The sequence below is a fragment of the Novosphingobium sp. genome (assembly GCF_031417815.1).
Taxonomy (GTDB): Bacteria; Pseudomonadota; Alphaproteobacteria; order Sphingomonadales; family Sphingomonadaceae; genus Novosphingobium.
Genome location: NZ_JANOWI010000032.1, coordinates 1 through 21856 on the forward strand (window position 1 = coordinate 1; position 21856 = coordinate 21856).

The 21856-nt window shown below is 64.4% G+C and carries 19 protein-coding genes; 12 read left to right on the top strand and 7 right to left on the bottom strand.

The features are described from left to right. Positions 1-526: 526 nt before the first annotated feature. The 3 genes from RMN99_RS08030 to RMN99_RS08040 are packed head-to-tail and all read right to left on the bottom strand — an operon-like array spanning position 527 to position 3182. The gene (locus RMN99_RS08030; RefSeq protein WP_309622785.1) at positions 527-703 is read right to left on the bottom strand and encodes a DUF4169 family protein; all 177 of its coding nucleotides are present in this window, start codon (positions 701-703) and stop codon (positions 527-529) included. After that, positions 703-1191 carry a GreA/GreB family elongation factor gene (locus RMN99_RS08035; RefSeq protein ID WP_309622786.1) on the bottom strand — a complete coding sequence of 163 codons (489 nt, stop codon included), beginning with the start codon at positions 1189-1191 and terminating at the stop codon, positions 703-705. The genes RMN99_RS08030 and RMN99_RS08035 overlap by 1 nt, the downstream gene beginning before the upstream one ends. Beyond that, positions 1188-3182 carry a lytic transglycosylase domain-containing protein gene (locus tag RMN99_RS08040; protein WP_309622787.1) on the bottom strand — a complete coding sequence of 665 codons (1995 nt, stop codon included), beginning with the start codon at positions 3180-3182 and terminating at the stop codon, positions 1188-1190. The genes RMN99_RS08035 and RMN99_RS08040 overlap by 4 nt, the downstream gene beginning before the upstream one ends. Before the next feature lie 67 nt (positions 3183-3249). Between RMN99_RS08040 and dapA the strand changes: the two genes are divergently transcribed. Continuing rightward, positions 3250-4131 (top strand): 4-hydroxy-tetrahydrodipicolinate synthase, encoded by an 882-nt coding sequence (gene dapA, locus RMN99_RS08045; protein ID WP_309622814.1) that lies wholly within the window; start codon positions 3250-3252, stop codon positions 4129-4131. On the opposite strand, the gene RMN99_RS08050 is transcribed toward dapA, so the two are convergent. After that, complete coding sequence (locus tag RMN99_RS08050) at positions 4128-4562, bottom strand: hypothetical protein (protein ID WP_309622788.1); 435 nt, start codon at positions 4560-4562, stop codon at positions 4128-4130. The genes dapA and RMN99_RS08050 overlap by 4 nt on opposite strands. A 122-nt stretch (positions 4563-4684) precedes the next feature. On the opposite strand from RMN99_RS08050, the gene smpB reads away from it, so the two are divergent. The 3 genes from smpB to RMN99_RS08065 are packed head-to-tail and all read left to right on the top strand — an operon-like array spanning position 4685 to position 8156. Beyond that, positions 4685-5167 carry an SsrA-binding protein SmpB gene (smpB, locus tag RMN99_RS08055; RefSeq protein WP_309622789.1) on the top strand — a complete coding sequence of 161 codons (483 nt, stop codon included), beginning with the start codon at positions 4685-4687 and terminating at the stop codon, positions 5165-5167. Further along, positions 5164-5745, top strand: a complete 582-nt coding sequence (locus RMN99_RS08060; RefSeq protein WP_309622790.1) for a DUF2062 domain-containing protein — start codon at positions 5164-5166, stop codon at positions 5743-5745. The genes smpB and RMN99_RS08060 overlap by 4 nt, the downstream gene beginning before the upstream one ends. Beyond that, on the top strand, positions 5742-8156 hold the full coding sequence (locus RMN99_RS08065) for an ATP-binding protein (RefSeq protein WP_309622791.1): 2415 nt from the start codon (positions 5742-5744) through the stop codon (positions 8154-8156). Before RMN99_RS08060 ends, RMN99_RS08065 begins: the two co-directional genes overlap by 4 nt. A 29-nt stretch (positions 8157-8185) precedes the next feature. Here RMN99_RS08065 and RMN99_RS08070 read toward each other — a convergent pair whose 3' ends face one another. Continuing rightward, on the bottom strand, positions 8186-8614 hold the full coding sequence (locus tag RMN99_RS08070) for a CHRD domain-containing protein (protein ID WP_309622792.1): 429 nt from the start codon (positions 8612-8614) through the stop codon (positions 8186-8188). Between the two features lie 622 nt (positions 8615-9236). Here RMN99_RS08070 and RMN99_RS08075 point away from each other — a divergent pair. The 5 genes from RMN99_RS08075 to RMN99_RS08095 all read left to right on the top strand — a co-directional run bounded on the left by RMN99_RS08075 (position 9237) and on the right by RMN99_RS08095 (position 13777). Then, complete coding sequence (locus RMN99_RS08075) at positions 9237-9722, top strand: hypothetical protein (protein ID WP_309622793.1); 486 nt, start codon at positions 9237-9239, stop codon at positions 9720-9722. A gap of 848 nt (positions 9723-10570) precedes the next feature. Beyond that, positions 10571-11638: a recombinase RecA gene (gene recA, locus RMN99_RS08080; protein WP_309622794.1), complete on the top strand. Its 1068-nt coding sequence runs from the start codon at positions 10571-10573 to the stop codon at positions 11636-11638. 248 nt (positions 11639-11886) lie between these two features. Next, a complete protein-coding gene (locus RMN99_RS08085; RefSeq protein ID WP_309622795.1) occupies positions 11887-12270 on the top strand; it encodes a hypothetical protein in 384 nt (127 codons plus the stop codon). A gap of 66 nt (positions 12271-12336) precedes the next feature. Further along, on the top strand, positions 12337-12963 hold the full coding sequence (locus RMN99_RS08090; RefSeq protein WP_309622796.1) for a glutathione S-transferase: 627 nt from the start codon (positions 12337-12339) through the stop codon (positions 12961-12963). A gap of 7 nt (positions 12964-12970) precedes the next feature. Further along, a complete protein-coding gene (locus RMN99_RS08095; protein ID WP_309622797.1) occupies positions 12971-13777 on the top strand; it encodes an arginase family protein in 807 nt (268 codons plus the stop codon). Here RMN99_RS08095 and RMN99_RS08100 read toward each other — a convergent pair. Beyond that, positions 13774-15831: an elongation factor G gene (locus RMN99_RS08100; RefSeq protein WP_309622798.1), complete on the bottom strand. Its 2058-nt coding sequence runs from the start codon at positions 15829-15831 to the stop codon at positions 13774-13776. The two genes, RMN99_RS08095 and RMN99_RS08100, sit on opposite strands and share 4 nt — an antisense overlap. A 162-nt stretch (positions 15832-15993) precedes the next feature. Between RMN99_RS08100 and RMN99_RS08105 the strand changes: the two genes are divergently transcribed. Together RMN99_RS08105 and alaS are read left to right on the top strand one after the other, a co-directional pair. After that, positions 15994-16809 carry a class I SAM-dependent methyltransferase gene (locus RMN99_RS08105; protein WP_309622799.1) on the top strand — a complete coding sequence of 272 codons (816 nt, stop codon included), beginning with the start codon at positions 15994-15996 and terminating at the stop codon, positions 16807-16809. A 41-nt stretch (positions 16810-16850) separates the two neighbouring features. Continuing rightward, complete coding sequence (gene alaS / locus RMN99_RS08110) at positions 16851-19496, top strand: alanine--tRNA ligase (protein ID WP_309622800.1); 2646 nt, start codon at positions 16851-16853, stop codon at positions 19494-19496. A 49-nt stretch (positions 19497-19545) separates the two neighbouring features. Here alaS and RMN99_RS08115 read toward each other — a convergent pair whose 3' ends face one another. Then, complete coding sequence (locus RMN99_RS08115) at positions 19546-21324, bottom strand: cation:proton antiporter (protein ID WP_309622801.1); 1779 nt, start codon at positions 21322-21324, stop codon at positions 19546-19548. Positions 21325-21434: 110 nt separating this feature from the next. On the opposite strand from RMN99_RS08115, the gene RMN99_RS08120 reads away from it, so the two are divergent. Continuing rightward, positions 21435-21815, top strand: a complete 381-nt coding sequence (locus RMN99_RS08120; RefSeq protein ID WP_309622802.1) for a hypothetical protein — start codon at positions 21435-21437, stop codon at positions 21813-21815. Positions 21816-21856: the final 41 nt, after the last annotated feature.

Consider the following 21856-nt stretch of genomic DNA (forward strand, 5'->3'; position numbering starts at 1 on the left):
TGACAGTGCACTAAATTGACCAAATTACAGTGGACCAAATTACAGTGCCAGTTTGCTAAATGCACTTAATTCAATGCCCGCTTTCCTACACCTCCCGCGCTGTGTCAAACTACCCGTCCGCTCCTTCTCATAGTCGCATCCGACCACCCGCCGGACGGAGATTCCCACCCCGCCACACCGACGCCCAGCGCATGCACTTCATCAACTAACCCGGCCGCACAACCGATCACAAGGAGTTCAAGGACGACGGCATCACCGTCACCTTCCGCCGCCAGAACACCTACAACGCGGCCAGCCAGGTGCTCACCGAGGCGACCAGCGGCACCGCTGGCGCCTCCGCCACCACCTACAACTACGGCGTCAACGCCAGCACTTATGCCAATGGCGCGGTGGTCAGCCAGTCTGGCTCTTCCACCAACACATCGGGGCAGACCAGCACCACCACCATCACCAACAGCTTCGTGTGGCGTGCATCGGCGCTGCAGGGCACGATCTCCAGCGCGCAGAGCGGCGCTGGCTTTGCGGTTCAGTCTGACAGGTGTTTGCCCTCAAGCTCACGTGCAGCGCGCGCAGCCTCAGCCTTGGCGCGTTCCCGCTCAGCCTTGGTCCGGCCGTGCTTCGCACGATTGACCCGGGCAGACTGACTGGCCTTAGCACGGGCCTTGGCCTTGCGGGCGAGGCGCAGGTTGACGATCTCGGCCATCAGGCCGCGTCCGGATAGCGGATTGCCACCACTTCCCACTCCTTTTCGCCGCCGGGCAGGGTCACCCGGCGCAGATCGCCCAGGCCCGCACCGCGCAGCGCCTTGGCGAGCGGCGCGCTCCAGCCGATCAAGCCGGCGGTGGCATCCTGCTCGTCATCGCCGACCAGGGTGAGCACGCGCTGGGTGTCGTCAGCGTCGGCAATCGTGACGGTGGCGCCGAACCACGCCCTGGTGCGGTCTTCCTGGCGCGCCGGATCGAGCACGCGGCACAGCTTCATCCGCCGGGTGAGATGCGCCAGCTCGCGGTCAATCTCGCGCATCCGTTTGCGGCCATAGAGGTAATCGCCGTTCTCGCTGCGATCGCCATTGCCCGCCGCCCAGCTGACGATCTCGGTGATCGCCGGGCGTTCGGTGCCGAGCAGATGGTCATAGCGCGCTCTGAGCGCGGCCATGCCGGCCGGGGTGATGGGCGGACCGTCGGGCTTCATCCGGGATAAGGCTTGCCCAGAAAATGGCTGAGCGGGTTGGCACCCTTGTAGCTGGCCCGCGCCGGAAACAGCGCTTCATAGACCACCGCGTTTTCCAGCACGCGCTGCACATAGCCACGGGTTTCGGGGATCGGGATCCTCTCGATCCATTCGACCCAGCCGATCCCGCCACCGCGCGGATCGCCGTTCTGGCGCAGCCACTTGTTCACATTGCCGGGACCAGCATTGTAGGCCGCGATCGCCAGCGGCCAGCAACCATTGTAATAGGCCAGCATCCGCTGGAAATAGCCGTTGCCGAGCGTCAGGTTGTACCCGGCATCGCCGATCAGCGCTTCGCGGTCATAGCCAAGCCCCATCTTGCCCGCCTGTTCGCGCGCAGTGCCCGGCATCAGCTGCATGAGGCCCCGCGCACCGGCATGGCTGACCGCGTTTTGCGCAAACTGGCTTTCCTGGCGGCTGATCATGTGCACCACAGTCCAGTTGGTGCCCGGCGGCACCGGGATCAGCGGGAAGGCGATGCTGCGGAAATTGCCGAGGCCGTCGGCCTGCGCCGATTGCCCCAGAATCACCCCCAGATCGCGCCGCCCGATCTGGCGGGCAAGATCAGCTACCAGCACATGATCGGCCTCGCTTTCGGCAGAATCGCTGATTTCCTTGAAGAACCGCACTGCGGTGGGCCAATCGCTTTCACGCGCCACTTCGCGCACCGCGCGGGTCAGCGGGCGGGCTTCGAAATCGGCGCGCTGCTGCGCGGTGGGGACCAGAGTGGGCGCGCTGGCGAGCGGCGGCAGCGGGCGGCCCAGCCGTTCCAGCGCGAGCAGCCCGTAATACTGATCAGGATAGGCGGCGGCCAGTTCGAAATATTGCTTGGCCCCCGGCCCGTCGCTGGCTTCGGCCAGCGCGCGCCCGGCCCAGTAGAAGCCTTTCGAGCGGGTCTGCGGGGTACGCGCGGCCATACCATAACGGTAGAACAGCGGCGCGGCGCGGCGGCCATCGCGCAGGGTCCACAGCGCCTTGGTGCCGCCCAGCCACATCAGCGAGGTGTAGTCATCGCGCACTGCAAAGCTTTGCCGGCTGACATCGGTGCCGGACGCGAACATATCGTCCACCGAGGCTGCTATCGATACGGCAGTAGAGGCATCGACACCGCGCGCCACCGCCAGCAGCTCTGCCACCCATTTGCGCGGCTCGCGCGGGGGGACGGCAAAGCGCGGCCGGGTGAGGATCAGACTGGCGGCCGAGGACGATTGCCCGCGCGTGCGCAGGAAGCGGCTGCGGTTGTAAACATAGCCGGGATCGCCGCTAGCCTCTGGCCCGGGGGTGATCGCCAGGCTGGCCGGATCCTGCCCCTTGGCCATCGCCAGCCGCGCTGCATAGGCCGCGCGCTTGGCCGGCGAGGTGTAGACCAGCTGGCGTTCGGCCTGCGCCGCCGAACCGGACCACAGCAGCGCATCCATCCGCGCGTCGTGATCGTCGAGCGTCAGGATGGGGCCGATCCGGGCGAACAGTGCAGCCTCGGCGGTATCGCTCATCGCCCCGCCGCGCCATGCCTCGCGCGCCACGGTTGCAGCCTCAGGGCGGCTCATGGCGTAAAGCGCACTGGCGTAATGCGCGCGGCCCGGGTTGGTCAGCGGGGGGAAGCGGTCGAAGAACGCCACCACCTGGCCGGGCGGCACCGCTTCGCGGCCCAGCGCGGCCTCGGCATAGCCGCGTATCTTGTCCTGTTCGGGCAGGCCCGGATAGGTCATCACGAACCCGGCATAGTCGCCAAAGGCATAGCCGTTCGATTTCGACAGGATCTTCCAGCGTTCCACCGCCATGGCCATATCGCCCGGGGGTAGCGCCTTGAGGCTGGCGCGGGCCTGATCCCACTGGCGGCCGTCTTCGCCCATCAACTGGTCGTCGGCGGAATCCTGCGCATGGGCGAGGGCGGGGGTGAATGCCAGCAGTGCGAGCAGAGCGGTGGTGGTCTTGCGATGCATGCTGGACATTCTGCGGAAACGCTCCTTATGGCAGGCTGAACGGGCCTCCTATGGAGCCGATGCGGGGGAAATGGCAATGTTTTCGGGCTCGATACCGGCTCTGGTGACTCCTTTTCAAGCCGGAGCGATTGATGAGGCCGCGTTTCGCCGTCTGGTGGAATGGCAAGTGGCCGAAGGATCGAGCGCGCTGGTCCCTTGCGGCACGACCGGCGAAGCGCCGACCATTACCAGCGAGGAACAGCACCGCCTGTTCGAACTGTGCGTCGAAGCGGCGGCGGGCAAGGTCCCGGTGATCGCCGGGTGCGGATCGAATGATACCCAGACCGCGCGGTGGCACATGCAGGTCGCCAAGGATGCGGGCTGCCAGGCCGCGCTGATGGTCGCGCCCTATTACAACCGCCCCAGCCAGGCCGGGCTGCTGGCCCATTTCAGCTTCCTGGCCGAAGCGGTCGATCTGCCGATGGTGCTGTACAATGTGCCGGGCCGCACCGTGACCGATATCAAACCCGAAACCACGATCGAACTGGCGCGGCGTTTCCCCGGCCGGATTGTCGGGATCAAGGACGCCAGCGGGGATATGACCCGGCTGACCGCGCACCGCATGGCGCTGGGCGAAGGTTTCGCGCAGATCTGCGGCAATGACGATATGGCGCTGCAATACAACGCCGGCGGCGGGGTCGGCTGCATCTCGGTGACGGCCAACATCGCGCCGCGCCTGTGCGCACAGTTTCAGGCGGCCAGTCTGGCGGGCGATACGGCCCGCGCCCACGCACTCAACGAACAGCTGTTTCCGCTGCACCAGGCGCTGTTCACCGATGCTTCGCCGGGGCCGCTCAAGTATGCGATGGCCAGGGTGCTGGGCTGGATCCACGAAGAGGTGCGCCTGCCGATCGTCGCCTCCAGCGCGGAAAGCCGCAAGGCGGTTGATGCGGGGTTGGAGTGGGCGGGGTTGACCTAGAGTTTTTGCCGCAAAGGCTCCATTGGCTGGGCAATATAACGCGCCCAGACATAGCGCCACGGCATGACCAGATAGACGATCACGATCCCAATGCAGTCGTAGAACAGCGCTTCGATTTCGGGAGTCCACTTGCCGTTCAACCAGGCCCGCCCGGCGATCAGAACGATCCAGACGGTTTTCCAGGCAATTTCATACAGCATCAGCGGCAGCATCTGCACCGGATAGCGCACTCCCAACAGGCTCAGCAAAGCCAGTGCTGCGAGCATCGATTTGGCCAGACCGCGTTGCCATTCCCAGTCAGCGGATTCGAACAGCACCTGTCGCCAGACGATGCTGCCCATCACAAATGCCATCAACAGGAACGCGAACCGCACCGCATTGATCCGCCATGTGGCGATCGGCGGAAACCGGGTTTCGGGGGCAGCAATCATTCCAGACTCTCCTTGGCGCGGCGTAGTGTATTGCTGTTATAATACAATAAGTATGTCAAGCCGCAAAATGCACTGCGGTTTGGTTTGAATTTTCCGCCAACCTGCTTACATGGCCCAAGACCATGGCCCGCCCGCACCACCCCGAATTTGAAAAGACCAAGGTCGTTGCCGAAAACCGGCGCGCGCGGTTTGAATATTATATCGAGGATGTATTCGAGGCCGGGATCGCGCTGACCGGGACCGAGGTGAAGAGCCTGCGCTTCGGCGAAGGCTCGATCGCGGAAAGCTATGCCGAAGTGAAAAACGGCGAGGTCTGGCTGGTCAATTCCAACGTGCCCGAATTCAGCCACGGCAACCGCCATAATCATGTGCCCAAACGCCCGCGCAAGCTGCTGCTCAAAGAGCGCGAGATTGCCAAGTTTCACGGTGCGGTGGAACGCAAGGGGATGACGCTGGTGCCGCTGTCGATCTATTTCAACAGTCGCGGCCGCGCCAAGGTTGAGCTGGCGCTGGCCAAGGGCAAGAACGCTGCGGACAAGCGCGCCACCATCAAGGAACGCGACTGGAAGCGCGACCAGCAGCGGATTATGCGGGACCATCAATGAGCGCGCTTCTCACCCGCATTGCCGCCTGGGCCAATCGCAACATGCCCAAGCACGAAGATCTGGCCCACAACCGCTGGATCGGCCCGTTTGCGCGGCGCCCTGAATTGTGGCGCTTCACCCGCCGGTCGGTACCGCGCGGGGTGGCGGTGGGCCTGCTGGTCGGCATCTTTGCGCTGATCCCGGGGATCCAGATCATCGGCGCGGCGATCATGTGCGTGCCGGGCCGCGGCAATATCCCGCTGGCGGTGCTGATGACCTTCCTGTCGAACCCGGCGACCACGCCGTTCATCATCATCGCCGCGATCCGGGTGGGCAACATGCTGGGCTATCACGCCGATATCTCCACCTTTTATGCGCTGTATGAGCGCGGTTCGGGGGTGCGTGACTGGCTGGGCTGGATGCTGTCCGATGCCGCACCGGCGATGTTGATCGGATTGTTCGTGATTTCAGTCGTGGCCGCCGCGATCGGCTATCTGGTGTCGTCATTCGGCTGGGCCTGGTGGATCCGCCACAAGCGCCGGCTGGCGCAGGAGCGGCTGGCCCAAACGCTGGCAGCCCCGCCGCAGGACGGCAAATGAATGGCGCCGCGAACCGGGCTGGCGCAGGTGCGACAGACCGGTTGGTGCTGGGTGCGGCGCTGCTGGCCAGCCTTGTCATCGTCTGGCTGGCAACCCGCCAGCCGGTGATTGTCGCAGCATTCGCGGCGGGGATCGTTGGACTGGGGGCAGCCGTCTGGGTGCTGCGGCCACGCCAACAAGCGCGCGAAGCGGAATATGCGCTGCCCGATTGGTCGGTTACCGTGGCGGCGATCGATCGCGGCGATTGCGGCGTCGCCATTACTGATCGTGCAGGGCGGCTCGTCTGCGCTAATTCTATTTATGAACAATGGTTTACCGCGCAGCATGCACCGCCGCGCCTGCCGGTGGACAACGCCAGCCTGGAACGCCTGGCCAAGGCCGCACGCGCCGGTTGGCGCGACGGCGGCGGCGCGGCCGATCTGATCGAGGCCGGGCATCAGCGCTGGAAGGCCAGCGCGCAGCGCGCCGGGCGCGGCGATGATTACCTGGTCTGGACCTTCACACCGCTGACCCCGCCTGACCTTGTTTCGGAAATGATCCCGCACTTCGAAGGCAAGCTGGGCCGCGCGCTGGCCTCGGCCGGGCTGACCCTGGCGATCGTCGATCCCGATGGCAAACTGCGCGCCGCCAGCCCCGGCTTTGCGGCCCGCGCCACCGGCGATGCCGCCGCGATCCTGACCGGCAAGGATTTTGCCAGCCTGATGCTGCAGGACGAGGGCGACCGGATCAGCTGGGCCCGCGATGGCAAGCGCGGCGCACCGCTTGTCCTGTTCTACCTGCCGGTGGCCGATCCCGATGCGCATGGCGCGCCCGATTACGACCAGACCCCTTCGCTGATCCTGGTCGCCGATAGCGGCGCCGGGATCGGCGGCGGGGGGGGCGAAAGCAGCGCCGCGGTGCCGCATCTCGAAGCTTTGCTGGCGCAGCTCCCGCTGGGCCTCGCCATGGCTGACCGCGACGGACGGCTGCTGTTCGCCAATCAGGCCTTCATGCGCGCCGCCGGCAAAGAGGGCGATCCGCCGCCAACCTATCCGACCGATCTGGTGGTGCAGGAAGACAAGGGCCCGATCTCGGACGCGGTGCGCCGCTTTGCGCAAGGCCCTGCCAGCAGCGGCGATATCGCGGTGCGGCTGAAGGGCCTGGCCGAAGATCCGGTCACGCTCAGCCTGGCGGGCGTGCGCGGGCTGGGCGAGGCGGCAGTGCTGCTGGGGCTGACCGACAATACCGAGGAAACCCGGCTCAAGCGCCAGGTTGCGCAGGCCACCAAGATGCAGGCTGTGGGGCAATTGGCCGGCGGGGTAGCGCACGATTTCAACAATGTCCTGACCGCAATCCTGGGGACCTGTGATCTGATGCTGCTGCGCCATACCCCGGGCGATAGTGACTATGACGATATCCAGCAGATCCGCGCCAATTCGAACCGCGCCGCCAGCCTGACCCGGCAATTGCTCGCCTTCAGCCGCCAGCAGACGCTGCGCCCCGAAGTGCTGCAACTGCCCGATGTCGTCTCCGACATCACCCATATGCTGCGCCGTCTGATCGGTGAGCGGATCCAGCTCAGCGTCACGCATGATCGCGATCTGGGCGCAGTCCGCGCCGATCCGACCCAGCTTGAGCAGGTGATCGTCAACCTGTGCGTCAACGCCCGCGATGCGATGCTGGCGAAAGGCGACAGCGGCAAGCTGACCCTGGCGACAAAGAAGATCGCCGCCGCGCAGGTCCGCGATATGCAGGGTGCGATCATGCCGCAGGTTGATTACACCGCCTTGGTGGTGACCGACACCGGCAGCGGGATCGCCCCCGATCACCTCGGCAAGATCTTCGAACCGTTCTTCACCACCAAAGACCTTGGCAAAGGCACCGGGCTCGGCCTCTCCACCGTCTATGGCATCGTCAAGCAATCGGGCGGGTTCATCTTTGCCGACAGCGAGCTTGGCCGGGGGACGACCTTCACCGTCTACCTCCCCGTTCACCGCCAAAGCGCCGAGGCCAAGGCCGCGCTGCCCGAGCCGGTGCGTGCACCCGCCGCGCAGTGGTCGGGCGGCGGCCGCATCCTGCTGGTCGAGGACGAAGACGTGGTCCGCGCCGTGGCCGAACGCGCGCTGACCCGCGCCGGGTTCGAAGTCACCACCGCCAGCGACGGCGACGAGGGGTTCGAACTGGTCTCGGGCGGCGGCCAGTTTGACATGATCGTGTCCGACGTCGTCATGCCGGTGATGGACGGCCCCAGCATGATCCGTGCCGTGCGCCAGTTGCGCCCCGGTATCCCGGTGCTGTTCATGTCCGGCTATGCCGAGGAACAACTGCGCAGCGAGCTCGATCTCGACAACGTCGAATTTCTGCCCAAGCCGTTTTCGGTCCAGCAGATCAGCGACAAGGTCGGCGCGGTTCTGGCGGCGGCGAAGGGGTAGCCAACGGCCGGCGCGGCATGATCCGCCCGCTACCGGGCAAGTTGCCCGCGGATCGCGCCATCGGGGAAATCGGCGGTGTGCACATCGACATAGAAGCCCGCCGGATTGTCGATCAACGCCTGCGCCTTGTCCTTGGCAATCGCAATGCACTGCTCGTCGCTCTTGCCGGTGATGTCGAGTGTGACCACGGCAGCGCCGTCGGCCCCGGTCGCCCCGGCGTGGAGATGCGCGGCAGTCGGCTTGCCGATCTTTACGGCCCACAGCGTATAGCAGAAATCGTGGGTTTCCGGGTCGAGCGTGACACGGAATCCGCCGCTCCCGTCGGGATCGCCGCCTTTGCTTGTCGCGGTGCCGGATAGCGCCGCGCCCAGCGTTGCCGGCGCGGCGAGCACGGCCGCCGGGATCAGCGCCAAAAGTGCGGATGCCAGGGTAAACCGGCAAATCTCGGGAAGGCCCATGGCAGAGCTCCTTCGCCAACCCCCTCAGGCCCAGCGCCCAGTCGGTCGATCCAAGCGGCAGACTACACCGCCCGGCGGGCGGACGAAAGCTGAAAGCCGTGGATGCGGATTACAGAGGTGGGATGAGGCTCGCTGGCTTTTGGTGCCCGTTGAATTGACCCGCAAATAGAACCTGAGGAATACTGAGTTTAGGGGTTATTGCACCTGTTGCCGTAACCCTGGGCCATGCGTTGCCGCACGTCGGTTGGCGCCGGCCGATACAGCGGCGCGAACAGGGCCGAAGGGCAAGGTGCAAGCGTCTGTCGGACTTGCTCAAAAATAGCGGGTCGCCGCGATTGCGTAATCTGAAATATCGTTCATTTGACAGGATGATCGATTGAGCTTACGTCCTCCAATCTTCAAGATAAAATTCAGTAGAGCACAGTTTATCTCCGGTGCATTCAAAGATCGGATCTTTGGTGCAACGTTTTGCTCCTTACTGCTTGATTCTAAAACAATTGGTCGCACCCGACGAGATCGGAGTTTACCTTGGCCAAGGTGGCTGCCGGGCGAACTTTAGTTGCGCCACTTCGACAGAATCGATCGGCCATGCTGCCGACCGGTGCATCAGGAGTAGATTCACATGGCAAATCTGCAAAAACTCGCGCGCACTACGGCGATCCTGGCTTGCGCAGCAGCTGGCCTTACCGCGACGGTACTACTGGCCTCGCCCGGCTCGGGGCTCACCTCGACAGTGTTCGTGACCGCTACCAACCAATACGACGCCTTGATTAACCAAGACCGGGTGAAGTTCCAGACAAAGGACCCGACCGTCGTCCGCGTGCAGAAACTCGTCTTTGCAGCCGGCGGCTACAGCGGTTGGCATCATCATCCCGGAACAATAATCGTGGCAGTTGAATCGGGCATCGTGACGCTGTTCGACGCCAATTGCGGGTCCAGGTCCTATGGTCCGGGCAACCCCAACGGCTCGGTCTTCGTCGAGGGTCATGATGAAGCCCAACAAGCCTACAGCGCCGCAGGAGCGACGGTCTATGTGACCTATATCGCGCCGAACGCGAGCCCGCCGGTGTTCCGGATCGAGGATGATATCCCGGCTTGCGCGCAATAACCCTAGGTTGCCAGGTTACGGTGACAGTTGCAATAACCCCCTGATTGAGTTTAGGGGTTATTGCAACTGTCACCGTAACTCACCGAATTACGCTGACAGAATTACGGTGACAGGTGCGATATCCCCCAATTTCCCGTCGCTTTCTGCCGCGCTTAGTTTGGAAGTACGGTGACACGTCCGTAAACCCCTAAATGCTCTTCGGCTTGGGCCCGCGTTTGCCGGGCAGCAATGCCTTTCCGGTCTGCTCCGCCATGGAATTACGGTACCAGTTCACTAAACGCACCAAATCTCAACATGCCATGGTCCTTTGCCTTCGGAATCACGGGGCAGGTTACCTAAACCCCAATCCTTGCCTGCAGCGAAGTCGAGCGCATGCGGCTTTGCTAACCCAGCGATCGATTGAGGTCAGAATAGGTGATCTCACGCCGTCACCATGGCGGTCGGCCGCAGGCTTTGGGCACAAGCCGATTTCCTACAGGTGCGGCGCGCGCTACCATTCCGGGCCATGGTCGCCCGCACGTTCCTCGGTCCCGCATTGCCCCGATCCGCCAGCGGGCGATTGGTCAGCTTTTTTATGGCGCTGTCTTGCACCAAGCCTCTGCAGCGTGCGCAAAGGCGCGGAAATCTGCGCGAGCGGCGGCGGGACGCGAAGTGGACTCCGTGTCAACTGTGTCAACTTGGGTTGCGGGGTCCAATGCCGGGAGTTTCTGACTTACGCATTGAATATTAACAAAATAGCAGAATGTTCCAAAAATGTTCCTGTTCCCCCCTTGTTCCAAAAGAACAGATGCGGTACACGAGTCGCACGTTGACCTGATCGGTCAGTGGCTTACGCAAGGGGACGACAGATGGGTGCTCAGCTAAAACTGATTCAGGAAGGCAAGGAAACGATGGACCGTGAAAAGGCGCTCGAAGCAGCGCTGGCCCAGATTGATCGCGCATTTGGCAAAGGCAGCGCGATGAAGCTGGGCTCGAAGCAGACGATGGAGGTGGAATCGATTTCCAGCGGCTCGCTGGGTCTTGATATTGCGCTGGGCATCGGCGGTCTGCCGCGCGGCCGGGTGATCGAAATTTACGGGCCGGAAAGCTCGGGCAAAACCACGCTGGCGCTGCACGTGATTGCCGAGGCGCAGAAGAACGGCGGCACCGCAGCCTTCGTCGATGCCGAACACGCGCTTGATCCGGTCTATGCCAAAAAGCTCGGCGTCGATATCAACGAACTGATCGTTTCGCAGCCCGATACCGGCGAGCAGGCATTGGAAATCGTCGATACGCTGGTCCGCTCGAACGCGATCGATGTGTTGGTGATCGATTCGGTTGCTGCGCTGGTGCCGCGCGCCGAAATCGAGGGCGAAATGGGCGATAGCCACGTTGGTCTGCAGGCCCGCCTGATGTCGCAGAGCTTGCGCAAGCTGACCGGTTCGATCAGCCGTTCGCGCTGCATGGTGATTTTCATCAACCAGCTGCGGATGAAGATCGGGGTGATGTATGGCAATCCCGAAACCACCACCGGCGGTAATGCACTCAAGTTCTATGCGAGCGTAAGGCTCGACATCCGCCGCATCGGCCAGATCAAGGACCGCGACGATATCGTCGGCAACACCACCCGCGTGAAGGTCGTCAAGAACAAGGTCGCCCCGCCGTTCAAGCAGGTCGAATTCGATATCATGTACGGTGAAGGCATCTCGAAGATCGGCGAAATTCTTGACCTCGGGGTCAAGGCCGGGATCGTCGAGAAATCGGGCGCCTGGTTCTCGTATGACAGCATCCGGATCGGTCAGGGGCGTGAAAACTCCAAGACCTATCTCAAGGAAAATCCCGAACTCTGCGACCGGCTGGAGGCTGCGATCCGCGGCCAAACCGAAGGTCTGTCCGGGGAGATGATGGCCGGTCCTGAAGCTGAGGACGACGTCTGATCCCTGAGAGCTTCCGGGTGCGGCGATGCCCATCGCCGCACCCGGGGTTACCGGAGGGCGACCCTGCGAGTCCCCCATACCCCTTCGCAGGATCGCCCTCCAAACAACGGAACCGGCGCGAGCGGCCTTTGGGCCCCTCGCGCCGTTTTCATCTTTTGCCGCAGGCTGTCCCGCACCGGGGCAGAGCGCAGGCTCCGCTTTCCCCGCCAGCAGCACCGGCTAGAGTGGCGCACGAAGAGGACCCGACCATGCCCAAAGCCAAACCGCTCGCTGCGCTGCTGCTTCTCGCCCTTACTGCTGAAGCACAGGCCGATGTGGGTGATCGCTGGCCATTGCTGGGTTTTGCCGGCCACTCCGATTGCCGACTGGCTATCGCCAGTTCCGGCCGCGCGATGCAGATCCGGGCTACGGGCCTGATTCCCGGCGAGACACTGCGGCTGGTGATCGCCAACGGTGATATGAAGCCGATCGCCCTTTCACCGCGGGCCGGCGATGATGGCGCGCTGATGCGCTATTACTTTCCGTTCCGCCTCAACCGCGATGGCGGCCTGGTCGATGTCACCGTGGCCGGCGCGCGCTGCACGCTTACCGCGTCTGCCCCGTGGACCCGCAATCTGGCGACAATTCCCTGAGTGCAGGCTGGCACGGCTGCTGCACCGTGCTATGCCGCATGGCCTATCAGCCACGGAGCCCGGTTCATGACCCTTATCGTCCATCATCTCAACAACAGCCGCTCGCAGCGTATTCTCTGGGCGCTCGAGGAACTGGGCCTGCCTTACGAATTGAAGTCCTATCAGCGCGATGCCGTAACCAACCTTGCCCCGCCTGAACTGAAAGCCGTCCATCCGCTCGGTAAAAGCCCGCTGCTTGAGGATCAGGGCGACGTGATCGAGGAATCGGGTGCGATCATCCAGTACCTGCTCGACACCTATGGCGAGGGCCGCTTCCAGCCCGCGTCTGGCAGCAAGAATGCGCTGCGCCATCTCCAATTCATGCATTTTGCCGAAGGCTCGGCGATGACCCCAATCCTCTTGCAGCTCTACACCAGCCGTCTGGGTGAAGCGGCTGCGCCGCTCCAGCCGCGCATCCAGGAACAGCTCGCCAGCCACTTCGGCTATCTTGAAAGCCAACTGCGCCCCTCGGGCCATTTCGTCGGTGACGACTGGACCGGGGCGGACTGGATGCTGAGCTTCCCGGCAGAGATCGCCGTCATGCAGGGCCAGGGCGCGGCTTTCCCCAAACTGGCAGACTTTGTGGCCAAGGCCCACGCCCGTCCGGCCTGGCAGCGCGCCCGCGAAAAGGGCGGGGCCTATTACGGCTATTGATCGTTCGGTGCGCCCGGCAATCGCACTCATCGGCCTGCCGAGCGACATAAATTCGTCGTTCGTGCGCGGGCCGGCTGCAGCGCCAGCCGCCATTCGTGCGGCGCTGTGGTCCGATCGCGGCAACCTGAGCTGCGAAAACGGCATGGAAGCGGGCGCTGATTTCACGCTCGGCGATTCCGGCGATGTGCCGCTGCGCGAGGATGCGTCGGACGATGCCACCATCGCCGCAGCGGTTCGCGCGATCATTGCCGGCGGCGCAGTGCCGCTGGCGCTGGGCGGCGATCATGCGATCACCCGCGCCGTGGTCGCCGGGGTGCATGCGGCGCATGGTCCGCTTACCATCCTCCATTTCGATGCCCATCCCGATCTCTATGATAATTTTGAGGACAATCCGCGCAGCCACGCTTCGCCTTTTGCGCGGATCATGGAGGATGGTCATGCCAGCCGCCTTGTCCAGGTCGGCATCCGCACCTTGACCCATCATTGCCGCGAACAGGCGCAGCGTTTCGGGGTCGAGATCGTGCCGATGGCCGACTTTACCCCCGATGTGGTTCCGGTGCTGCGAGGTCCGCTCTACATCAGCGTGGACATCGACGGAATCGATCCGTCCGAGGCCCCCGGCGTGTCGCACCCCGAACCGGGCGGGCTGACCCTGCGCGAATTGCTGGCCGTGCTGCGCCGCCAGACGGCACCGGTGGTGGGCGCAGACGTGGTCGAATACAATCCGCAGTTCGATACGCACGGGCGCACCGCGATCCTCGCGGCCAAGCTGGTGCGCGAGCTTTCCGCGCTGATTGCCACAAACGCGGCCTAGTGCGCCTCGGCCGCGCGCGCCTTCACGGCATCGTCGGCGTGCTTGCCCGACAGTTCGGCCAGGTGATCGAACGCCGCCGTAAAGGTCGCCAGCCCCTGGCTGAGTGACCGCAGTTCGGCATCGAGCCCGTGCACTGCGCTTTGCGGCAGCAACGCCTCGACCCGTTCCCACCGGGCCCAATCAGGGTGGGGGGAAAGCCCCAGGATATGGCCGCGCCGCGCCGAAAGCACCGAACCGGCCTTCGAGCCGGCGCCCCCCGGGGTATCGACAGTGACTTTGGCAATCGGTTCGAGCAGGTAAGGCGCGCATTGCGCCAGCGCATCGCCCATCGCCATGCGCCCGGCGATGCGGAACGCCAGCTCCGAGCTGTCGACCGCATGGAACGTGCCGTCAAGCAGCGTCACCGCCACATCGACCACCGCAAAGCCCAGCGGCCCGCGCGCCATCGCGTCCTTCACCCCGGCTTCCACCGCGGGGACATATTGCCTGGGGATCACCCCGCCGGTTATCTTGTCCTCAAACACGAAGCCTTCACCGCGCGCCAGCGGGCGGATCGCGATTACGCAATCGCCGTACTGGCCATGCCCGCCCGATTGCTTCTTGTGCCGCCCGCGCACCGACGCGCCCTTGCGGATCGATTCGCGATAGGCGATCTGCGGTGGCCGGGTATCCACCGCCACCCCATATCGGCGCTGCAGCCGGCCCAGCACAACGGTCAGGTGATCGTCATTGATCCCCTTCAGGATCGTTTCGTGGCTGGCATCGTCCTGGATCCATTCCAGCGCGGGATCTTCTTCGCACAGCCGGTGCAGCGCGGTGGACAGCTTGACGTCGTCCTTGCGGTCGCGGGTGGTGATCGCCAGGGCGGCATTGCGCGCCGGATAGGCAATCAGCGCCGCCTCGCCGATCCGCGCATCCTTGCGCGCCAGCACCTGCCCGGGCCGCGCGCCATCGACTTTGGCCACGGCCACCACATCGCCGAGCTGCGCCACACTTTGCTTGGCGGTCCGTTCGCCCTGGACGAAAAACAGCGATCCGGCGCGCTCGGTTGCGCCGCCGACCATCAGTTCGTCGCCCTCGCCAAGTTCGCTGCCCAGCACACGGCCCAGCGCAAGCCGGCCCATGGCCCCGCCGTTGGCGACCTTGAACACATGCAGCGCGCCGCCCGCCTCGATCCCGATGCGCCCGGCGGCTGCTGCGGGAACAGGCGTTTCATGGCGCAGCAGCTTGAGCAAACGGTGCACTCCGCCGTCTGACAGCGCCGAGCCAAGCACAACGGGAACCACTTTGTTGCCTTGGGTATCGGCGGCCAGATCGGCCATCACCGTGGCCCGATCGGGCATCTCATCCATCAGCAGTACTTCCATGAGCGCATCGTCGAAATCGGCTAGAGTTTCGAGCAGCTGACCGCGTTCTGCCTGTTCACGGTCCAGCAGTTCGCCGGGAATTTCGACCCGCTCGCTCTCCTTGCCGGGGCAATATCGGTAAGCCCGTTCAAGCGCGAGATCGACATAGCCGGTTACCTGCTCGCCCTCACGGATCGGTATCTGGCGCAGCGCCAGCGGCTCGCGGCTCATCGGCTGCAATTGCGCGATCAGTTCGCGGATTGCGCCGGCGCGGGCATGTTCGACCTTGTTGACGAAGATCGCGTGCGGCACGCCCAGTGCGTCAAGTTGGCGCAGGATCGGTTCGGCCAGCGCCGCCCGTTCGGGTGCCGGGTCGATCACCACCAGCGCCATGTCGGCCGATTGCAGGGCGGCAAGCCCATCGGCGCTGAAGCCCGCGCCGCCTGGCACGTCGATTAGCGCGAACCGATCACCCATGTAGTCGAAATGGAGCAGATTGAGTTCGGTCGAACCGCCCCGCGCCCGCGCTTCGGGCGAGGCATCGCCGACACTGCTGCCAGCATCGACGCTGCCCTGGCGATTGATCGTGCCGCTGGCGTAAAGCAGGGCTTCGGCGAGGCTGGTCTTGCCCGTGCCGGTCGGCCCCACCAGAGCGACCGCACGGGTTGTTGCACTGCCTTTGGCAAGTCCATTTTGGGTGCCGACCATTATCCGCCTCCTCTCATGCGAAGGCGCGCCGGGCGCTGCGTGCTGCGTCAGACGCGCACTTTTGTTGCGGCGATGGTCTGCCTTTCGGCGGTGAGTCGCAACTGCAAAGTTAACCGCACTTGTTGCTTGCGGCGCAACCGAGCAACGCTTAGCCTCAGCGTTATGACGACGCGAAGCGAATGGCGCGAACAGGTTGGCCGCAGCTGGGCGGACAATTACCGGCTAACCGACCGGGCCTTTTCCGGGCTGACCGAACGGTTGCTGGCCAGGATCGGCGGCTGCGATGGACAGGCTGCACTCGATATCGGCTGCGGCGCGGGCGAATTGTCGCTGGCCCTGGCGCGGGGCAATCCCGATGCGCACATCGTCGGAGTCGATGTTTCACCCGATCTGGTGGCGGCGGCCCGGTTGCGCGCCGAAGCGCTCGACAACGTCTCTTTCCTTGAAGCCGATGCCGCGCACTGGAAGCCCGAAGCGTTCAAGCCCGATCTGCTGTTTTCGCGTCACGGTGTGATGTTTTTCGATGTGCCGGTGATGGCGTTTGCCAACTTGCGCCAGATCTCTGCGCCCGGTGCCAAGCTGGTCTTTTCGTGCTTCCGCAGCGCTGCGCTCAATCCCTGGGCGTCAGAGCTCGCCGGGCTTCTGAAGCTGCCAGCGCTGGGCGCAGGCACAGCGCCCGGGCCGTTCGCCTTTGCCGATTCCGATTATGTGCGCGGCGTGCTCGACAATGCCGGCTGGCGCGATCTGGTTTTCGAGCAGGTCGATTTCGCCTATGTCGCCGGGGCGGGAGAGGAACCGGTGGCCGATGCGTTGCAGTTCTTCAGCCGGATCGGCCCGGCGGCTCTGGCCTTGCGCGCGCTTGGCCAGACAGAGCGCAAGCAGGCCGAACAATGGCTCACAACCTGGCTTGAAGAACACCGCAGCGGGGGGCTGGTGGCGTTCGAGGCGGCGGCCTGGATTGTGACTGCGCGCGCCTGAACACTTGCCGCCCTGCCGCGCCTGCACTATCGGCGCAGGTTATGACTTCGACCAACGAAATCCGCCGCTCGTTCCTCGATTATTTCGGCCATTCCGGGCATGATGTCGTGCAATCGGCGCCGCTGGTGCCGTTCAATGATCCGACGCTGATGTTCGTCAACGCCGGGATGGTCCCGTTCAAGAACGTCTTTACCGGTATTGAAAACCGCGCCACGCCCCGCGCCGCCTCCAGTCAGAAGTGCGTGCGCGCCGGGGGCAAGCACAACGATCTCGATAATGTCGGCTACACCGCGCGGCACCACACCTTTTTCGAGATGCTCGGCAACTTCAGTTTTGGCGACTATTTCAAGGAACAGGCGATCACCCACGCCTGGACCCTGCTGACCAAGGAATGGGGCCTGGCACCGGATAGGTTGACCGCGACGGTCTATCACACCGACGACGAAGCCTTCGATCTGTGGCGCAAGATTGCCGGCCTGCCCGAAGAACGGATCATCCGCATCCCCACCTCGGACAATTTCTGGTCGATGGGCGATACTGGTCCCTGCGGCCCGTGCAGCGAAATCTTCTATGACCACGGCGCACACATCCCCGGCGGTCCGCCAGGATCGCCCGATGAGGATGGCGACCGGTTCATCGAGATCTGGAACCTGGTGTTCATGCAGTTTGAACAAAGCGCGGATGGCACCCGCACCGCGCTGCCCAAGCCCAGCATCGATACCGGGATGGGGCTGGAACGCATCGCCGCGGTGCTTCAGGGCGTGCATGACAATTACGATACCGATACCTTCAAGGCGCTGATCGCCGCGTCTGAAAGCCTGACCGGCGTCAAGGCCGAAGGCGAAAACCAGGCCAGCCACCGCGTGATCGCCGATCACTTGCGCTCCACCAGCTTCCTGCTGGCCGATGGTGTGCTGCCTTCAAACGAGGGGCGCGGTTATGTGCTGCGGCGGATCATGCGCCGGGCGATGCGCCATGCGCACCTGCTGGGCGCCAAGGATCCCCTGATGCATCGGCTGGTCGGCGCATTGGTTGCCGAAATGGGCCAGGCCTATCCCGAACTGGGCCGTGCGCAGCCGCTGATCGAGGAAACCCTGCAGCGCGAGGAAGTGCAGTTCCGCCGCACGCTAGCCAATGGCCTGAAGTTGCTGGATGAGGCGACCGGCGGCATGGGCGAAGGCGCCGAGCTGCCGGGCGAAACCGCGTTCAAGCTCTACGATACGTTCGGTTTCCCCTATGACCTGACCGAAGATGCTTTGCGCGCGCGCGGGATCGGGGTGGACCGGGCCGGCTTTGACGCGGCGATGGATCAGCAGAAAGCCGCCGCACGCGCTGCGTGGAAGGGCAGCGGGCAGGCTGCCGATGACGAGGTGTGGTACGATATTGCCGAACGCGCCGGAGCCACTGAATTCACCGGCTACACCGCCACCACCGCCGAGGCGCAAGTGCTGGCGCTGGTCAAGGATGGCAAGGAAGTGGTCAGCGCGGCGGCAGGTGACAGCGTGTCCGTGATCGTCAACCAGACGCCGTTTTACGGTGAAAGCGGCGGACAGATGGGCGATGCTGGCACGATTGTCGGCGCGGACGGCTTTGCCCTTGCGGTTACCGATACCGGCAAGCCGCTGGGCCGGCTGCATGCCCATCATGGCGTGATCCAGGCTGGCACGGTCAAGCTGGGCGATACGGTCAAGCTCGACATCGATGTCGCGCGCCGCGATGCGACCCGCGCCAACCATTCGGCCACGCACTTGCTCCATCAGGCGCTGCGCGACCGGCTTGGGACCCACGTGACGCAGAAGGGCTCGCTGGTTGCACCCGATCGGCTGCGGTTCGATTATTCGCATCCTGCCGCGCTGACGGCCGAGGATCTGGCGGTGATCGAAGCCGCAGTGAACGCGCAAATTCGCGGCAACGAACCGGTAGTAACCCGCCTGATGAGCCCGGACGAGGCGATCGAGGCCGGGGCGATGGCGCTGTTCGGCGAGAAATACGGCGATGAAGTGCGCGTGCTGTCAATGGGTCACGGCGAAACGCGTGCCTTTTCAACCGAACTGTGCGGCGGAACGCATGTTCGCGCGCTGGGCGATATCGGCCTGTTCCGGATCATCAGCGAAAGCGCGGTCAGCTCAGGTGTGCGCCGGATCGAGGCGCTGACCGGCGAAGGCGCGCGCCAGTGGCTGGTCAGCCGCGAGGACGCGCTGAAAGGCGCCGCCAGCCTGCTCAAGACCACGCCCGACGATGTTGTTAGCCGCGTTGCCGCGCTGCTCGATGAACGCAAAAGGCTGGAACGCGAACTGGCTGACGCCAAGAAGGCGCTGGCACTGGGCGGCGGCGGGGCCAAGGCCGATGCTGCGGATGAAGAGGTTGGCGGGGTCAAGTTCTCCGGCCAGGTGCTCGAAGGGCTCGATCCCAAGGACCTGCGCGGGCTGCTTGATGTCGCCAAACAGCGGCTTGGCTCCGGCGTCGCTGCGATCGTTGCGGTCAGTGACGGCAAGGCCAGCATTGCTGCGGCGGTTACCGACGATCTGACCGGCACGATCAGCGCGGTCGATCTGGTCCGCGCCGGGGTTGCCGCGCTGGGCGGGCAGGGCGGCGGCGGCCGCGCCGATATGGCGCAAGGCGGCGGGCCGGATGGCAGCAAGGCAGCAGAAGCAATCGCGGCGGTGAAGGCTGTGCTGGCGGGCTAGCTCCTCAAAATCCTCCCCATTTGTGGCATATGCCAAAAATGGAAAGGACCTAAGTTTCCCGTTCCCGCAAACTCGCGCTTTTTAGCTTCGGCTTCTGATCCAGTTCGCCCTCTTCCATGATCTGGGCGCGCATTTCATCGCGCTTTTCGTGGATACTTGCGATCACCGGGCCCATTGCCACGCCAAGGTCAACCAGCACCGCTTCGCTCAGTTGCAACGAGCTCTCCAGTGTTTCGGGCACTGCGTGGCTGGCCCCGGCGCGGTAAAGCGCGGCGGCATGGCTGGCATCGCGGGCGCGGGCAATGATCGGCAGGTCGGCGCGCGCTTCGCGCAAGCTGCGCACCAGCCGCTGCGCGGGGATCGGCTGGTCCATGGTCAGGATAACGGCCGTGGCATCGGCCAGACCGAGCCGGTCGAGCGCGCCGGGCCGCGCGGCATCGGCATAGCGTGCGGCAACACCGGCTTCGCGCGCGGTCTTCACCGCTTCGGGGTCGGCATCGACCACCACGAACGGCAGGCCATGTTCGCGCAACATTTCGGCCACCAGCCGGCCGACGCGGCCTGCGCCGATGACAATGGCGTGCGGCTCGGCCAGGTGCTCGTCGCCAGCGCCGGCGTTGGCCCGGTCCACCCGGCGGCCCAGCGACCGGCCCAGCACCGCCAGGATCGGCGTTACCGTCATGCCAAGCGCGGTGACGATTTCCCAGAACTGTGCGGCATCGGGATTGATCAACCGGGCTGCCTCAGCCGCGCCCAGCACGATCAGGGTGGTTTCCGATGGGCTGGCCAACAGGATACCGGCTTCGGTTGCGGTGCCGGGCCGCGCGCCAGAGCGGTGGAGCAGGAAGCCGGTGACCAGCGCCTTGGCAATCAGCACCAGCGCGGTCGCCAGCAACACCTCGCCCAGCCGGTCCCAGACCATGCCTAGGTCAAGGCTCATCCCCACGGTGATCAGGAACACCCCCAGCGCGAGGCCCTTGAACGGGGCGATCGTTGCCTCGACTTCCGCATGATAATCGGTTTCGGCAATCAACAGCCCCGCAATCAGCGCGCCGACGATCGGCGAAAGCCCCACCGCACCGGTCGCCAGCGAGGCCAGCAGCACCACCAGCAAGCTGGCGGCAAAGAACAGTTCCGGGCTCTTGGTCCGGGCCGCCTGATCGAACAGCCGCGGCAGGATAAACCGGCCTGCGCCCAGCAGCGCGATCACCACCAGTGCGCCAAGCCCCAGCGTGCGCAGGATCTCGCTCGCATCGCTGGCCTCATCGCCCCGGCCCATCGCGCCGAGGAGGAAGATGATCGGCACCAGCGCGATATCTTCAAGCAGCAACATCGCCAGCGCCGAACGTCCGACCGGAGTCTTGGGGTCAGCGATCTTGAGCACCAGGGCGGTCGAGGACAGTGCCAGTGCCAGCCCCAGCGCCAGCGCGGTCGGCACCGAATTGCCCAGCGTGGTCAGCCCCAGTCCGATCAGCAAGGCGCTGAGCAGCAGCTCTTTCGAACCAAGCCCGAAGACATCGCTGCGCATTGCCCAAAGCCGCTTGAACGACAGTTCCAGACCGACCGAAAACAGCAACAGGATGATCCCGAATTCGGCAAAGGGACCCAGCCGCGCCGGATCGCTGATCGTCACCCAACCGAGCCAGGGCTGCGCCGCAACCGCTTGGCCCAGCCCGAACGGGCCGACCAGTATGCCGACCAGGATGAACCCGATCACCGGCGATATGCGGATCCGGGAAAACAGCGGGATGACGATCCCGGCTGCGCCCAGGATCACCAGCGCGTCGCTGAGTGAGGATGTGGAGACAATTTCGGTTGGGCCGGCCATCCCGGCTCCCTAGAGACTGACGGGCACGCTGTCACGCAGCCCCCAGCTTGACCGCGCGGGCCGTATGGCTCAAACTTGGCACTAGTGACTGGAGAAAGAGGGGTTTCTCGATGTTGAAGAAGAGCATGGTCATTGCCGCGGCAAGCCTCGGGCTGATTTTTGCGACGCCGGCCCTGGCCAGCAAGGCCAGCGAAATGGTGACGCAGATGGCCGACTACATGCAGTTCATGGTCGGCCCGCAGGAAGGTGGTGAATTCACCGTCGTTTCGATCAAGGCCGAAGGTGAAGTGCTGGTGCTGCGGGTGGATGGTCCGGCGGGTTGGCGTAAGGATCAGAGCGCCGATCAACTCAGCGACCGGTTCCTGACCGGCTTTTGCGAACAGGGTGCATCGCTGTTCGATGAAGGCATCAAGATCCGGATCGAAACCACCGAGAGCGACGGATCGAGCCTGATGGTCGGCCCGGACGCCAACACGTGCCCGGCGGTCTGAACCTTTTCTCCGGCCGCAAAAACGCGCGTTGGCGCGATCGG

Excerpts from the sequence above, each read along its gene's own strand:
- RMN99_RS08030 (WP_309622785.1), bottom strand. The coding sequence starts at position 703 with ATGGCCGAGATCGTCAACCTGCGCCTCGCCCGCAAGGCCAAGGCCCGT.
- RMN99_RS08035 (WP_309622786.1), bottom strand. The coding sequence starts at position 1,191 with ATGAAGCCCGACGGTCCGCCCATCACCCCGGCCGGCATGGCCGCGCTC.
- RMN99_RS08040 (WP_309622787.1), bottom strand. The coding sequence starts at position 3,182 with ATGTCCAGCATGCATCGCAAGACCACCACCGCTCTGCTCGCACTGCTG.
- dapA (WP_309622814.1), top strand. The coding sequence starts at position 3,250 with ATGTTTTCGGGCTCGATACCGGCTCTGGTGACTCCTTTTCAAGCCGGA.
- RMN99_RS08050 (WP_309622788.1), bottom strand. The coding sequence starts at position 4,562 with ATGATTGCTGCCCCCGAAACCCGGTTTCCGCCGATCGCCACATGGCGG.
- smpB (WP_309622789.1), top strand. The coding sequence starts at position 4,685 with ATGGCCCGCCCGCACCACCCCGAATTTGAAAAGACCAAGGTCGTTGCC.
- RMN99_RS08060 (WP_309622790.1), top strand. The coding sequence starts at position 5,164 with ATGAGCGCGCTTCTCACCCGCATTGCCGCCTGGGCCAATCGCAACATG.
- RMN99_RS08065 (WP_309622791.1), top strand. The coding sequence starts at position 5,742 with ATGAATGGCGCCGCGAACCGGGCTGGCGCAGGTGCGACAGACCGGTTG.
- RMN99_RS08070 (WP_309622792.1), bottom strand. The coding sequence starts at position 8,614 with ATGGGCCTTCCCGAGATTTGCCGGTTTACCCTGGCATCCGCACTTTTG.
- RMN99_RS08075 (WP_309622793.1), top strand. The coding sequence starts at position 9,237 with ATGGCAAATCTGCAAAAACTCGCGCGCACTACGGCGATCCTGGCTTGC.
- recA (WP_309622794.1), top strand. The coding sequence starts at position 10,571 with ATGGGTGCTCAGCTAAAACTGATTCAGGAAGGCAAGGAAACGATGGAC.
- RMN99_RS08085 (WP_309622795.1), top strand. The coding sequence starts at position 11,887 with ATGCCCAAAGCCAAACCGCTCGCTGCGCTGCTGCTTCTCGCCCTTACT.
- RMN99_RS08090 (WP_309622796.1), top strand. The coding sequence starts at position 12,337 with ATGACCCTTATCGTCCATCATCTCAACAACAGCCGCTCGCAGCGTATT.
- RMN99_RS08100 (WP_309622798.1), bottom strand. The coding sequence starts at position 15,831 with ATGGTCGGCACCCAAAATGGACTTGCCAAAGGCAGTGCAACAACCCGT.
- RMN99_RS08105 (WP_309622799.1), top strand. The coding sequence starts at position 15,994 with ATGACGACGCGAAGCGAATGGCGCGAACAGGTTGGCCGCAGCTGGGCG.
- alaS (WP_309622800.1), top strand. The coding sequence starts at position 16,851 with ATGACTTCGACCAACGAAATCCGCCGCTCGTTCCTCGATTATTTCGGC.
- RMN99_RS08115 (WP_309622801.1), bottom strand. The coding sequence starts at position 21,324 with ATGGCCGGCCCAACCGAAATTGTCTCCACATCCTCACTCAGCGACGCG.
- RMN99_RS08120 (WP_309622802.1), top strand. The coding sequence starts at position 21,435 with ATGTTGAAGAAGAGCATGGTCATTGCCGCGGCAAGCCTCGGGCTGATT.